Raw genomic sequence first — 12,964 nt, 5'->3', positions numbered from 1 at the left:
AATGAAAAAACTGATTGTTGATCTCGATGGCACCATCACATTAGCCAATACCAACGATTATGAAAATGTCGCGCCTAATCTAGAAGTTATTGCGCAATTACAACATTATCATCGTCAAGGTTTTACAATTACCATTAGTACCGCCCGTAATATGCGGACTTACAATGGTAATGTTGGCCAAATTAATATTCACACCCTACCCATTATTACCGCTTGGTTGAATAAACATCAGGTTCCTTATGATGAAATTTTAGTCGGTAAACCTTGGTGCGGACATGAAGGGTTTTACATTGATGATAAAGCCATTCGCCCATCTGAATTTACTTCATTATCACTTGATGAAATTAATGCCCTGCTTGACAAGGAAAAAATATGTTTTTAATCATGTCAGCGGCTTATATTAGTCAAGAACTAGAGTCTGAGTTTGGTGCGCTTCCTCCGTCGTTTTTACCGCTAGGTAATCGACGTCTTTTTCAGCATCAAGTGAAAAGTGCGCCCGCTGATAAACATATTTATTTAAGTGTACCAGAGAGTTTCATTCCTGAGCCTCATGATCTGCAATGGTTAGCAGATCATCACGTGACATTATTATATATTCCTGAGGGTTTATCCTTGGGCGCATCATTAGTCTCAGCACTCACACTGGCAGATTACACACCTGAACAATCACTAAGTATTTTATTTGGTGACACATTACTGCCAGATTTACCTACAGACAAAAATATCATTACGATTGCTCCTGTCGAAAATAGTTATGATTGGGCGGTAATTTCTAATGATAACTCACAATGGCTTAATACCGTCACCAACAGAGAACAACTCAATCAAACGCATGCAGTTTGTGGTTATTTTCACTTTAGTCACCCTCAGCAACTGCTTAAGTCATTGACGATGGCACATTGGGATTTCATTGAAAGCTTAAATTTCTATCATCAAAAGTGTGGCCTAACGGCTATGCCCGTTACTGATTGGCTTGATTTTGGCCATTTAAATACCTATTACCGCTCAAAAGCTAAATTCACCACTCAACGTGCATTTAACCAATTAGAAATAAATGAAAAATGGATCACAAAATCTAGCACTAAAAAACAAAAAATACTGGCTGAAGCACTGTGGTTTAATCACATTCCAGCACCATTACGCATTTTTTTACCTCAATTTTTAGGCTTTCAGCAGCAAGCAGATCACGTATCCTATCAGCTAGAATACTTACACTATACTGCACTGAATGAGTTATTTGTTTTTTCTAAATTACCACAATTAGTATGGCAACAGATCCTCGATAGTTGTTTTGATTTTATTAATAGTTGCCAGCAACATCCTGCACCTGAGAATACGACTCAAGGTTCAAGTTTGACCGCACTATTTGAAGAGAAAACCACTCAACGCTTAACTGAATATTGTTTAAGTCATAACCTTAATTTTCAACAACAGTGGCACTATAACGATCAATTTTCGGCGTCATTTGAGCAATTACTCACTTTGAGTCAACAATATTTACCAACAACAATCACGCCTGCAACGGTATTACATGGGGATTTTTGTTTTAGTAATATTTTATATGACTTCAGAATGGGAAGAATTAAGACAATCGATCCTCGTGGTATAGATTTAAATAATGAACTCACGATCTACGGTGATACTCGCTATGACTTAGCAAAACTAAGCCATTCAATTCTAGGCTTATATGATTGGATTATTGCCGGTTACTATGACGTGAAGATAACACAGCAACACATTTCATTTACCATCGATACTCCACCGCATATTTTGCCGATTCAACAATTATTTATTGCATCGATAAAAGAGCATTACCAGCTAGATGAAAATTCGTTATATGCCATGCAAATTCAATTATTTCTTTCAATGTTACCGTTACATGCTGATGATCCTCTGCGTCAACAAGCATTAATGGCGAATGCATTTCGCTTATATCAATTAATTCTGGATTCAAAATCATGATTGTTATTCCAATGGCGGGGCTTAGTTCACGCTTTTTTAATGCGGGATTTACGCAACCAAAATACATGTTAAATGCACATGGCGAGACGCTTTTTGCACATGCAATCAATAGCTTTTCGCATTATTTTGCGACGGAATCATTTTTGTTTATTGTGCGAGATGTCCATAATACCGTTGCATTTATCGAACAAGAAATTGCACGTTTAAATATTAAAGACGCACATATTTTTGTTCTTGATAAACCGACGCGCGGTCAAGCTGAAACTGTTTATCTTGGCTTACAATCTTTGCCAGATTATCAAGGTTCAATCACGATATTTAATATTGATACTTTCCGCCCACAATTTCGTTACCCACAAAATATTGCCGCGTGGGATGGTTATTTAGAAGTATTTAAAGGTCACGGTGATAACTGGTCCTTTGCTCTGGCTGAAAATGACACATCTTCTCGAGTTATAAAAACAACCGAAAAAGAGCCTATTTCTGATTTATGCAGTACTGGCCTGTATTATTTTGCAGATTGCCAGTTATTTAACCAAGCCTATCAACAATACTTAGCCAAACCACAAATGGAATGGGCGAAAGGCGAACTGTATATTGCGCCACTTTATAATGATCTCATTACGGCCAACCATGCGATTCACTATCATTTAATTGATAATAATGAAGTGATATTTTGTGGTGTTCCAGAAGAGTACGAAGCGTTCTTGGAGATGCCCCATGAATAATAATTTTCAACAAATTACGGTTGTGGTTCAAGGTCCGGTACAGAATTACCAAGGCCGAACTCATCATGAAGAAGGGATAACTCAGCGCTGCCTCGATAGTATCCGTACTCATTTACCGGGCGCTAAAATTATTTTATCAACATGGCCAGATCAAGATCTGAATAATCTTGATTATGATCAGCTGATCATCAGCCAAGACCCAGGTCAAAACCACGATGGGTTTTGCCCACTCAACTATCAACGTCAAATTGTATCGACTCAAGCTGGTTTAGCGGCGGTCACTACTCCTTATGCTGTTAAATTACGCAGTGACAATTTTTTAGACGGGAATCAGTTTGTCGCAATCCAACAACAGTTTGCCAAAACAGAGTTAGGCCAACAAATTTTTAGTGAGAAAGTCGTCGTTAATTCAAATCTATTCCGTCGCAGCTCTCATGGTCATCGCGTCATTATGAGCCCAAGTGATTTCTTCTATTATGGTCGTACAACTGATCTGAAATTAATTTGGCAACAACCTGAATTTAATCAGCATGATTTTGCACAACAGCTTATTCAGCAAGCCCAAAAAGTAGCGGAAACACCGTTTGCACTTGAAGCAGAGCAAACTTACTGTCAGATATGGTTAAAGAACATCGCATTCGATACGACCCCACTGATGAAACATCGATTTGATGTTAATTGTAATGATGTTGTTGTTTGGGAACGCTTTTTAGCCAGTAATATTATTATTGCAGACCCACAAACAATGGGATTAGGATTAAGAAAAATTTCGAAACGAAAACTAAAACGAGCGAATGAATACAGCCATATCGATTGGCTCAAACTATATAAAAAACATTGTGATAATACAGTGACAATTAGCATCGATAAAGCTCAACGCCAACTTGAGTTGAGACGTTTATTTAAATTACCTTTGAGTAAATTGGTCTTTAAACTAAAACACCGCACTCCACTGTAAAACAGAAAAATAAGGAAAGCTTATACTTTCCTTATTTCATTTAACTCAATACCACTTAGCTGCGATCATGTTCAAGTAACCATAAACCAACATATTTATTAAAGCTCACCTGTGCATAGGTCATCGCAACAATGAAACCGACACTACCATCAAGAAAACCACGACGAATAATATAAATCAAAACAAAGGTCCATATTGCACGTAATAACGCTAAACCTAAGCCATGCGATTTTTTACCTTTACGATGATATTTCTTTGAACCTAACCACGCATACTGTGCTGCTTTATCTAAGCCATGCCCGTAATCGCGGTGAGTATAATGTAATAACAATCCACTCAGAACTTCCGTCGTACCTGCACTTGGTATCACCGTTTCATGTACTTCATCTAATGTATAATGAGCACCATCTCGCTTAAATAAACGTAAGACTGAACGAGCACTACGTCCATATTTTAACGTCTTACCATATAGCGTGACTCCCCACGGTAAGCGATATGCTGTGGCCGTGATCGAATCTTGAGCGAGCAATGAAACTAAGGCTTGTTGCATTTGTTCATCTAATGCCTCATCAGCATCAATGGACAATACCCAATCACCGCTGGCTTTATCTAATGCTCGTTGTTTTTGTTTACCAAACCCAGGCCAATCAGTCACAGTAATGTTATCGGTATAGCGCTGACAAATCGCAACGGTTTCATCTGTTGAACCACTGTCTAATACAATAATTTCATCGGCTATATCGACGATAGATTGCAAACATAATTCAACCCGATCCGCTTCATTCTTTGTGATTAATATAACGGATAAAGAATGCTTATTTGCCATCAACTAACTCCTTATTTTCTGTATTCAAATTCAACATATATTGATAACGCTGTTGGTATAACGCCTGGGTTGTATATTTTTCTCGGTAAGTTTGCTTAGCAACGACACTTTCACAAAAAACACCAAAATCATCATCTAGTTCGGCATATTGATTATTTTGTAACATGATTTGTTGCCAAACCGATTGGTGTTGCGGCTGTTTTACAGTTTCATTAAACAGATAAAACATCCAAAAATAAGGCGCACAATATTTATTTTCAAGCAATGAAAGCAGTAGATTACCACTACCTGTTGCACTAATTAAATTGGTATTTTTAGCTAATACTCGGGTTGAGGTTAACCCTCTAATATCAAGTACGACCTGACGAGGCTTAGTTAAATAACTCAAACTTGCACATAATAAGTCTTGAATGATCGCATTACCTTTATGAGCAGCTAAAAACCAAGACACTAACTGTCGATCATCAGATTGCTTCTCTCGAAAACAGAAAAATCCCGTGGTCGATATATCTAACCATGTCGTTAATGGCTGCTTGCAAAAAGTAGTGGCATCAGCCCATACGCCACCAAAACGATTTAATAAATACAACCGTAATAAATCACTCTGACCTGCGGCACCAAGATCAACCGTCATCGCTTTAAATACCGCAAAAAAATCAAACCCGAGTTGAGTTTGAATCGTCTTATTATCAAGTAAGATAACCTGATAATCCGGGTTTTGGGTCACCCAAGATGCGTGACTCATCTTGACAACATCAGGTGCTGACTCTAAGCCTGAATCCCAAAACATCCATATAACCTTATTCTCTCCACCAGCCGTTTCTGATCTCGATAACAACGTCAAAGCAGATACAGCAGCGTTGGTTTCTGCAGGTGTTAATACTTTTCGACGCTTAAAACGACATTTTATAATACGTAAATTTTCTTTTAATTCGCGATGCCATGATGCCATTTTACAGCCCCCAATAACCAAGCTTCTTACGCATTTTAAACTCGCGTACGATATTAAGTGGTTTTGATTTAAGTTCGAGTAGGCCATTATCAAGCAGTGCATTCGTTGCAGCTAAAACCCGCTCGCTTGAACACCCATCTTGATAAGGATGAATTTGCTGACAATAATGTTTGATATTCGCCATTAAATCCACCGGATAGGTCAATGCATCACTCAGTGCAGGTTCTACTTCGTCAGTAGTAGTAACATTCAATAAATGGGGTAGCGGATGTTGATTATTAAAGGTAACGACAGGCTTACCTTGTAATAAAAACATTAACAAAATCGATGAAGTATCACATAACATTACATCTGCCGCCTGCAAAACAGGAATCACATTATCTGTTTCCACAAACGTCAAATTAGGCCCTTGTAATGCTTTATATTGTACTACCGTCTCAGCCGCCATTTTGGGGTGAAACTGCACTAACCAACGCCACTTCCCAGTCGCAACCAATGCTTTAACTGTCTCATATAAATGGGGTGCGCAGGTTAAATTACGGGAAAATGTTGAGCACATTAATACAGTTGGACGTGGATCATCAGCCGCACAATATGGATTAAATTCAGGCTTAGTAAATAATGGGTCAAGCATCGGCCAGCCAGTTTGCTTTACTTTAAAAAAACCATATTGCTGAGCTAATTGTGTAAACCGTGCTGTTGTATCTGGCCCTTGCGTACAATATAAGTCAAAACAACCGCGAATTTCAAAATGGTCTTCTCGACCGCGACGGTTTAATTTTCCAGCATTAAAGCCGTGAAAAACACCAACTTTTACTCCTGGAATACAACGTGGAACAACATTACCAGGCACAAAAACAGCATCGGGATGCCAAGCTTTAACATCCGCAACAGAGGTTAATCGTTGCTCATCAGCATGTAAGAAATCACCTTCAACATCATTCCCCTCAAAAAACCAACACACCTGCCCACCTTGCTTCAAGATCGCTTGCTGTAACGGTCGTAAAATAGCAAATGAATAATTTTGAGCGATATACATTAAGTACCGTCGAGGTGAATGAGTCATAATTGTGCTCTTTGTCCATAAAAGATAAAAACATTCTACCTTAATTAACTACTGAATCACCAAGCTGTAAGATTTTTGATTGCTGGTTATAATAGGATTTTATTGTTACAGGTAGAGCCACCATGCTAGTTCGCGTTTTTTATACCCTACTATTAGCTTTAGCTGCTCCTCTATTATTATGGGGACTTTATCGAACCAAACCAGGAAAGCCCCATTTTGGTACTCGTTGGAAAGAGCACTTTGGTTTTACTCCTCGTCTCGCCACCACAACTGCGCCAATTTGGATTCATGCCGCTTCTGTTGGTGAAGCTATCGCGATTGTACCTGTCATCAAAGCACTCAAACAAGCCTATCCTGAACAAGCTATTGTTGTAACCACAACCACTAGCACAGGTGCTGAACAAGTGGCTAAATTAGGTGAATTAGTTGAACATCGTTATATGCCAATTGATTTTGCTTGGTGTGTAAGAGGGTTTTTAAAAACTATCAAACCCAAACTATTTCTTATCGTTGAAAAAGAATTATGGCTCAATACCTTAAGCTGTGTTGATAACCAAAAAATTCCAACAATTATTGTTAATGCGCGTTTATCCGAGCGCTCAGCTAAACGCTACCAATCATTTAGTTTCTTCACTCATCAATTACTCAATAAAATAAATAAAATATTGTGTTTACATAATGATGATGCTCAACGCTTTATCGCCATTGGTGCACAACAACATCAAATCGCGGTTACCGGCTCAATCAAATATGACATTACCATTGCAAATACTGTTTTTGAGCAAGCGCAGAGTCTACGCCAACAACTCGGTAAGCAGCGGCCAATTTTCGTGGCAGCGAGTACCCATCAAGGGGAAGATGAACAAGTACTTGATGCTTATCAACTGGTACAGCAACAATTTACAGATGCGTTAGTAATTATTGTGCCTCGCCATCCACAACGGTTTGATAGCGTTGCAAAGCTTGCGATTGAACGTGGTTTAAATGTTCATCGCCGTACAGACACCACCCCAATTAAAGCGAACACTCAGTTATATCTAGCAGATACCATGGGGGAAATGTTAGTCATGCTAGCGGCGGCAGATGTGACGTTTATGGGGGGAAGTTTAGTCGGTGAAAAAGTAGGTGGTCACAATTTATTAGAGCCAGCCGCGGTTGCAAAACCGGCAATTACCGGTCCCAGCTTTTATAACTTTGAAGATATTACTCAACAATTATTAGCCGCAGACGCCATTGAAATTTGTCAAGATAGCCACCAGCTCGCACAACAATTAATCGCGTTATTTAATACCCCTAATCGCCAACAATATATGGGCGCACAGGGTCAAAAAATCGTATTTGAAAACCAAGGTGCCGTAAATAAAACTACCGCTAATATTGAGCCTTACTTAGCGAGCCATTAGCGCTAACCAATAGTAATACGAAGCTGGCTTTTATTTGTATAACCGTCACACAAAGCAGTCCAATCATCTTCATGCCATTTAATCGCACGTTTATTGACTTCTTTAACAAAAGAGCGCTTTAAACGTGCCAAATTATCAATCTTCCAATCATCACCCTCGCGGCAATCACACTTATCAAAGTCAATCAGCCATGGACACTGACTATCATCTAATAAAATATTGTGGGCATTTAAATCAGTGTGACACACTTGCAAATCATGCATTTTACCGATCATTTCACCAATATCACGCCATACTGTTGCGGCTAATGTCTGAGTTTGTAGCAATGCCACCAAATCATTACTATTAGCAATTTTTTCAACCAGAATATCCGCTTTATAAGTCATGCCTCTTTTTATTGCTTGAGCGGCAATCGGCCGCGGCACATTAACACCACCATCACGTAATAATTTTAGTAAAGCTAATTCAGCCCCACTGCGGGTTTTATGCCAACCTGTAAACCAATAACTGTCGTTATTCACTTTAGCAAACAGCCCGCCACGATGATAATGACGCAATGCCATCTCTAATTTTTCATCGGCAACAAACCACGTTGTACCACGCCCTTTGGCCGATCCAACAACTGCATCACGCTGACGCCAATACTCAATATCAAAGCAACCATGCGGATCTGCACTTAGATAATCGCTATCAAACCAAATGGCCTGGTTGTTACTGATAATTTCCTGCACTACAGCCTCTCTCGCATTTATTGTTGAATATTTTACAATTTCAATGGCTAGCGGCATAATTCACCAACCACTTTTAATAAGGTAACTCCATGGCTCTGTTCTCAACGCCACCACGTTCAATTTGTATCTTACGCTTGTCTGCTATTGGTGACGTATGCCATGCGATTGCTGTCGTCCAAGCTATCCAACGCCAATGGCCAACCACTGAAATCACATGGGTTGTCGGTAAAGTTGAAGCACAATTAGTCAATGCCTTACCCAATATTACGGTGATCAGTTTTGATAAAAAAGCGGGCTGGCATGGCATTAAACAGGTTTGGCAACAACTCAAATCACAACGTTTTGATGCGCTATTGGATATGCAAGTCGCCTTGCGTGCCAGTGTACTATCTTTAGGGATTAAAGCTAAGTATCGCGTTGGGTTTAGTAAAAACCGCACCAAAGAAGGCCAATGGTTGGTTACCAATAAACACCTACCCAATACAAACAGTATCCATGTACTTGATAACATGGCGGACTTTGCACGTTACATTGGGGTTCCCTTTACTACACCAGAATGGAATATTCCACTTACCACTGAAGATAACAGTGTTGCTGAACAATATATTCAACAACCAACATTAGTGATATCTCCCGCCGCCAGTAAAGATGAACGTAATTGGCTTCCAGAACGTTATGCAACTATTGCCGATTATGCGGCAACCAAAGGCTTAGCCATTATACTTTGCGGCTCACCCAGTGAACGTGAGCAACAATTAGGCCAACACATTATCAGTCATAGCCAAGTACCTATCACTAATTTAATCGGCAAAACAACCCTATTACAGCTGACGGCATTATTACGTGCAGCAACTGTTGTGCTAGCGCCAGATTCAGGTCCAGCCCATTTAGCAACCACCCAAAACACACCCGTCATTGGACTCTATGGTCATAGTAATCCAGCTCGTACTGGACCGTATTTATCATTGCCATATACGGTCAGTGTTTACCAGCAAGTCGCTGAACAACATTACGGCAAACCATTAGGCGAATTACCATGGGGATCTCGCGTCAAAGGTAACGATATCATGCCGCAAATTAGTGTTGCGATGGTAACAGAGAAACTGGATGCTATTATTGCATCACTCTCTAGCGCTGAAACTTTACATTCACAGACAAAATAAGTAACCCATTATGACTACTCGTGTTATCTACCCAGGCACTTTTGATCCAATCACTAACGGTCACCTTGATTTGATTGAGCGCGCAGCTGCGATGTTTGATCATGTCATTGTCGGTGTTGCTTTTAACCCCAGCAAAAAACCATTATTCACTTTAGAAGAACGGGTCGAACTGGCTCAACAAATTACAGCACATTTGCCTAATGTTGAAATTGTTGGCTTTTCAGGGTTATTAGTTAATTTTGCCAAAGAGCACAATGCTACTATTTTAGTGCGTGGGTTACGGGCGGTGTCTGATTTTGAATATGAATTTCAATTAGCCAATATGAATCGTCGTTTGATGCCTGAGCTTGAAACGGTATTTTTAACCCCAGCAGAAGAAAATTCATTTATTTCATCGACTATTGTAAAAGAAGTCGCATTACATAAAGGGGATGTAAGTCAGTTTGTTGATCCATTGATCACACAAGCCCTACTTGCTAAATTCATAAAATAATAATAAAAAAAGGGAGCACATTGGCTCCCCCTTTCTTCTCAATCTTCACAGCTTACTTATTATAATACTCACGGTACCAATCAACAAAAGCCTGTACGCCTTGTTTAACTTCAACTGCAGGCTTATGCCCCGTTACCGCAAATAAATCATCCGTGTCAGCATACGTCATGTAGACATCACCCGGCTGCATGGGCATAAAGTTTTTCTTCGCTTCAATACCTAATGACGCTTCCAGAGCTTCAACATAGTCCATCAATTTAACCGGACTGCCATGACCAATGTTATAAATACGGTATGGCGCAGAGCTGGTTGCCGATGAATTTTCCTCAACCGTCCACTCAGAATTAGACTGTGGAATCACATCCTGAATACGCAGCACACCTTCAACAATATCATCAATATACGTAAAATCACGGCTCATATCGCCATTGTTATAAATATCAATTTCTTTGCCTTCCATGATCGCATTAGTAAATTTAAACAATGCCATATCAGGACGTCCCCACGGGCCATACACCGTAAAGAAACGCAAGCCAGTGGTTGGAATACCATAAAGATGAGAATAGCTGTGCGCCATCAATTCATTGGCTTTCTTTGTCGCGGCATACAATGACACTGGATGATCAACACTGTCTGCGGTATCAAACGGCATTTTTTGGTTTAAGCCATACACCGAACTTGATGAGGCATAAACTAAATGCTCAACTTTGTTATGACGACAACCTTCAAGGATAGTCAAATAGCCAATTAAATTACTATCACCATAAGCCATTGGATTATCTATTGAATAACGAACGCCAGCTTGACCTGCTAAATGGATAACTCGATTAAATTGATGCTCAGCAAATAAGCCCATCATCCCTTCACGATCGGCAAGATCCATTTCAATAAAGGTGAAATTTGAGTGCTCAATGCGGGCTAAGCGGGCGTGTTTAAGTGTCACTTCATAATAATCATTAAGATTATCGATACCAACCACTTGATGCCCTTGCTGACATAAACGTTCAGTAACCGCACTACCAATAAAACCAGCAACGCCGGTCACTAAATATTTCATTTTTTAGTCCTTAATATCTTGGAAAACATATTATCTATTTTTATAAATTATATGATAATAATAACAATATCTACGCTTATCTCTGCTCAATAAAAATGAGTCTATCGTTAACGAAAACTAACTAGACAATTGAGTTAACGCTGACAGCTAACACAAAAAACAGTGGCCCGCTTCCCCAGCTTTATTTCAGTTAAAAGTTCACCACAACGTGGGCAAAGTTGCCCCCCTTTGCCATAGACTTGCAACTCTTGGGCAAAATACCCAGGCTTACCATCAGCATTTTTAAAATCTTTTAAGGTCGTACCGCCCTGAGCAATCGCTTTTTGTAATACAGTTTTTATTTCAGAGACCAATAATTGCAATTGTACGATTGAGACTTTTCCTGCTGGCGATTGCGGATTTATCCCCGCGGCAAACAATGACTCATTGGCATAAATATTACCCACACCCACCACGATATGATTATCCATGATCAGTAATTTAATCGCTTTACGCTTTCCTTTTGCTTTAGCCACTAAGTAATCCACATTAAAATCGTCACTCAATGGCTCTGGGCCCATTTTCTCTAGCACAGTATGGCTTTCCCCTACCTGTTGCCATAACCATGCGCCAAAGCGACGAGGATCGTTATAACGTAGAATCTCACCACTGCCTAAAACGACATCGACATGATCATGCTTCTCTACGGCAGAACCCGCAGGTAAAATACGTAAACTACCCGACATACCAAGATGGACAATCGCATACCCAATATCGGTTTCTAATAATAAATATTTTGCTCGCCGTGTGATTTTTCGAATCACTTGGCCCTCAATGCTTTTAATTGCATCAGGAATTGGCCAGCGCAAACGAGCATTACGAATAATTATTTTTGTCACCGTTTGTCCAACAACGTGGGGAGTGATCCCCATGCGGGTCACTTCCACTTCAGGTAATTCAGGCATCGTTATCTTGCTCCAATAATCATTATATTTTTGACGATAATGGTGGAAAGAGAAAATTAGCATCAACCGTCACCGCTAACCACTGTCCGCTACCATTATTAAATAACCAAAAAGAAGGAAATTGATAGGCCGTGATCCGTTGCGGCTGTGAATAACCAACCAGCCACACCTCAATCGTGCGTGGCGCTATTAGCTGACTTTTTAATGACGCTAATTGCTGTGCGCTAACAAGTGTCCCCTCTAACGTTTGCCAGCGCGTGATAAAAGTAGCGATATCAAATGACACCACAGGCTGACTTTTCCATCCCGTATCAGTCTGTTGAAAAATGATCGCAGGTAACAATAATTGTTGAATAAGACGATCTTGTGCAAATAATGGGATCACCGTTGATGATGGCACTGGCGCGATAGGCGTTATTAGAGGAGTGCGAATAAGCTCTGGCAGCTGTATGACAGCGATAAAAACTAAAACACCAATGATGATAACGTTATTCCACCCACGTCGCGTTAACCGCATGCTCAGGTGCTCCTATGCGCATTTACTGATGCTGGTTAAGATAACATTGCCATCATCAATAACAACAGACAATTAGATTATTGTTTAATGACGAGAATAAAATTTATCACAGGAAAGCAGGAAAGCAGGAAAGCAGGAAAGCAGGAAAGCAGGAAAGCAGGAAA

Annotated in this window: 14 protein-coding genes; 7 read left to right on the top strand and 7 right to left on the bottom strand. The window is 39.8% G+C overall.

Going from position 1 to position 12,964, the window contains the following annotated elements; translation table 11 throughout:
* The first annotated feature begins 1 nt into the window (after nt 1).
* Genes Q0V26_RS01555 through Q0V26_RS01540 form a run of 4 tightly spaced genes read left to right on the top strand, consistent with a single transcriptional unit; the run spans nt 2 to nt 3,648 of the window.
* Nucleotides 2-382, top strand: coding sequence for an HAD hydrolase family protein (locus tag Q0V26_RS01555; RefSeq protein ID WP_297475171.1), 381 nt, complete (start codon nt 2-4; stop codon nt 380-382).
* Nucleotides 373-1,962 carry a capsular biosynthesis protein gene (locus Q0V26_RS01550; protein WP_297475169.1) on the top strand — a complete coding sequence of 530 codons (1,590 nt, stop codon included), beginning with the start codon at nt 373-375 and terminating at the stop codon, nt 1,960-1,962. The genes Q0V26_RS01555 and Q0V26_RS01550 overlap by 10 nt, the downstream gene beginning before the upstream one ends.
* Nucleotides 1,959-2,690, top strand: coding sequence for a glycosyltransferase family 2 protein (locus Q0V26_RS01545; RefSeq protein WP_297475167.1), 732 nt, complete (start codon nt 1,959-1,961; stop codon nt 2,688-2,690). Before Q0V26_RS01550 ends, Q0V26_RS01545 begins: the two co-directional genes overlap by 4 nt.
* Nucleotides 2,683-3,648, top strand: a complete 966-nt coding sequence (locus Q0V26_RS01540; protein WP_297475165.1) for a WavE lipopolysaccharide synthesis family protein — start codon at nt 2,683-2,685, stop codon at nt 3,646-3,648. The genes Q0V26_RS01545 and Q0V26_RS01540 overlap by 8 nt, the downstream gene beginning before the upstream one ends.
* A 55-nt stretch (nt 3,649-3,703) precedes the next feature.
* Here Q0V26_RS01540 and Q0V26_RS01535 read toward each other — a convergent pair whose 3' ends face one another.
* From Q0V26_RS01535 to Q0V26_RS01525, 3 genes are read right to left on the bottom strand one after another with little or no spacing between them, the layout of a single operon-like run.
* Nucleotides 3,704-4,474 (bottom strand): glycosyltransferase family 2 protein, encoded by a 771-nt coding sequence (locus tag Q0V26_RS01535; protein ID WP_297475163.1) that lies wholly within the window; start codon nt 4,472-4,474, stop codon nt 3,704-3,706.
* Nucleotides 4,464-5,426, bottom strand: a complete 963-nt coding sequence (locus tag Q0V26_RS01530; protein WP_297475161.1) for a capsular polysaccharide synthesis protein — start codon at nt 5,424-5,426, stop codon at nt 4,464-4,466. The genes Q0V26_RS01535 and Q0V26_RS01530 overlap by 11 nt, the downstream gene beginning before the upstream one ends.
* A gap of 1 nt (nt 5,427) precedes the next feature.
* Nucleotides 5,428-6,492 (bottom strand): CDP-glycerol--glycerophosphate glycerophosphotransferase, encoded by a 1,065-nt coding sequence (locus tag Q0V26_RS01525; RefSeq protein WP_297475159.1) that lies wholly within the window; start codon nt 6,490-6,492, stop codon nt 5,428-5,430.
* A gap of 122 nt (nt 6,493-6,614) precedes the next feature.
* Here Q0V26_RS01525 and waaA point away from each other — a divergent pair, with 122 nt between their 5' ends.
* Complete coding sequence (waaA, locus tag Q0V26_RS01520; protein WP_297475157.1) at nt 6,615-7,895, top strand: lipid IV(A) 3-deoxy-D-manno-octulosonic acid transferase; 1,281 nt, start codon at nt 6,615-6,617, stop codon at nt 7,893-7,895.
* Nucleotides 7,896-7,897: 2 nt separating this feature from the next.
* Here the strand turns inward: waaA and Q0V26_RS01515 are convergent, their stop codons facing one another.
* Nucleotides 7,898-8,626, bottom strand: a complete 729-nt coding sequence (locus Q0V26_RS01515) for a 3-deoxy-D-manno-octulosonic acid kinase (RefSeq protein ID WP_297475155.1) — start codon at nt 8,624-8,626, stop codon at nt 7,898-7,900.
* Between the two features lie 89 nt (nt 8,627-8,715).
* Between Q0V26_RS01515 and Q0V26_RS01510 the strand changes: the two genes are divergently transcribed.
* The gene (locus Q0V26_RS01510; RefSeq protein WP_297475154.1) at nt 8,716-9,789 is read left to right on the top strand and encodes a glycosyltransferase family 9 protein; all 1,074 of its coding nucleotides are present in this window, start codon (nt 8,716-8,718) and stop codon (nt 9,787-9,789) included.
* 10 nt (nt 9,790-9,799) lie between these two features.
* Entirely contained in the window at nt 9,800-10,282 is a 483-nt protein-coding gene (gene coaD, locus Q0V26_RS01505; RefSeq protein WP_297475152.1) for a pantetheine-phosphate adenylyltransferase, read from the top strand.
* A 52-nt stretch (nt 10,283-10,334) separates the two neighbouring features.
* Here the strand turns inward: coaD and Q0V26_RS01500 are convergent, their stop codons facing one another.
* The 3 genes from Q0V26_RS01500 to Q0V26_RS01490 all read right to left on the bottom strand — a co-directional run bounded on the left by Q0V26_RS01500 (nt 10,335) and on the right by Q0V26_RS01490 (nt 12,800).
* Complete coding sequence (locus tag Q0V26_RS01500; protein WP_297475150.1) at nt 10,335-11,339, bottom strand: NAD-dependent epimerase; 1,005 nt, start codon at nt 11,337-11,339, stop codon at nt 10,335-10,337.
* A 134-nt stretch (nt 11,340-11,473) separates the two neighbouring features.
* Nucleotides 11,474-12,283, bottom strand: coding sequence for a bifunctional DNA-formamidopyrimidine glycosylase/DNA-(apurinic or apyrimidinic site) lyase (gene mutM, locus Q0V26_RS01495; protein WP_297476346.1), 810 nt, complete (start codon nt 12,281-12,283; stop codon nt 11,474-11,476).
* 22 nt (nt 12,284-12,305) lie between these two features.
* Entirely contained in the window at nt 12,306-12,800 is a 495-nt protein-coding gene (locus Q0V26_RS01490; protein ID WP_297475148.1) for a hypothetical protein, read from the bottom strand.
* Nucleotides 12,801-12,964: the final 164 nt, after the last annotated feature.

This window comes from uncultured Photobacterium sp., assembly GCF_947039875.1.
In the GTDB taxonomy this organism is placed as follows: domain Bacteria; phylum Pseudomonadota; class Gammaproteobacteria; order Enterobacterales; family Vibrionaceae; genus Photobacterium.
This window is presented reverse-complemented; position numbering and strand designations above follow the sequence as displayed.

Bases quoted from the DNA above. Each gene is read 5' to 3' on its own strand.
- Q0V26_RS01555 (WP_297475171.1), top strand. From the start codon at position 2: ATGAAAAAACTGATTGTTGATCTCGATGGCACCATCACATTAGCCAAT.
- Q0V26_RS01550 (WP_297475169.1), top strand. From the start codon at position 373: ATGTTTTTAATCATGTCAGCGGCTTATATTAGTCAAGAACTAGAGTCT.
- Q0V26_RS01545 (WP_297475167.1), top strand. From the start codon at position 1,959: ATGATTGTTATTCCAATGGCGGGGCTTAGTTCACGCTTTTTTAATGCG.
- Q0V26_RS01540 (WP_297475165.1), top strand. From the start codon at position 2,683: ATGAATAATAATTTTCAACAAATTACGGTTGTGGTTCAAGGTCCGGTA.
- Q0V26_RS01535 (WP_297475163.1), bottom strand. From the start codon at position 4,474: ATGGCAAATAAGCATTCTTTATCCGTTATATTAATCACAAAGAATGAA.
- Q0V26_RS01530 (WP_297475161.1), bottom strand. From the start codon at position 5,426: ATGGCATCATGGCATCGCGAATTAAAAGAAAATTTACGTATTATAAAA.
- Q0V26_RS01525 (WP_297475159.1), bottom strand. From the start codon at position 6,492: ATGACTCATTCACCTCGACGGTACTTAATGTATATCGCTCAAAATTAT.
- waaA (WP_297475157.1), top strand. From the start codon at position 6,615: ATGCTAGTTCGCGTTTTTTATACCCTACTATTAGCTTTAGCTGCTCCT.
- Q0V26_RS01510 (WP_297475154.1), top strand. From the start codon at position 8,716: ATGGCTCTGTTCTCAACGCCACCACGTTCAATTTGTATCTTACGCTTG.
- coaD (WP_297475152.1), top strand. From the start codon at position 9,800: ATGACTACTCGTGTTATCTACCCAGGCACTTTTGATCCAATCACTAAC.
- Q0V26_RS01500 (WP_297475150.1), bottom strand. From the start codon at position 11,339: ATGAAATATTTAGTGACCGGCGTTGCTGGTTTTATTGGTAGTGCGGTT.
- mutM (WP_297476346.1), bottom strand. From the start codon at position 12,283: ATGCCTGAATTACCTGAAGTGGAAGTGACCCGCATGGGGATCACTCCC.
- Q0V26_RS01490 (WP_297475148.1), bottom strand. From the start codon at position 12,800: ATGCGGTTAACGCGACGTGGGTGGAATAACGTTATCATCATTGGTGTT.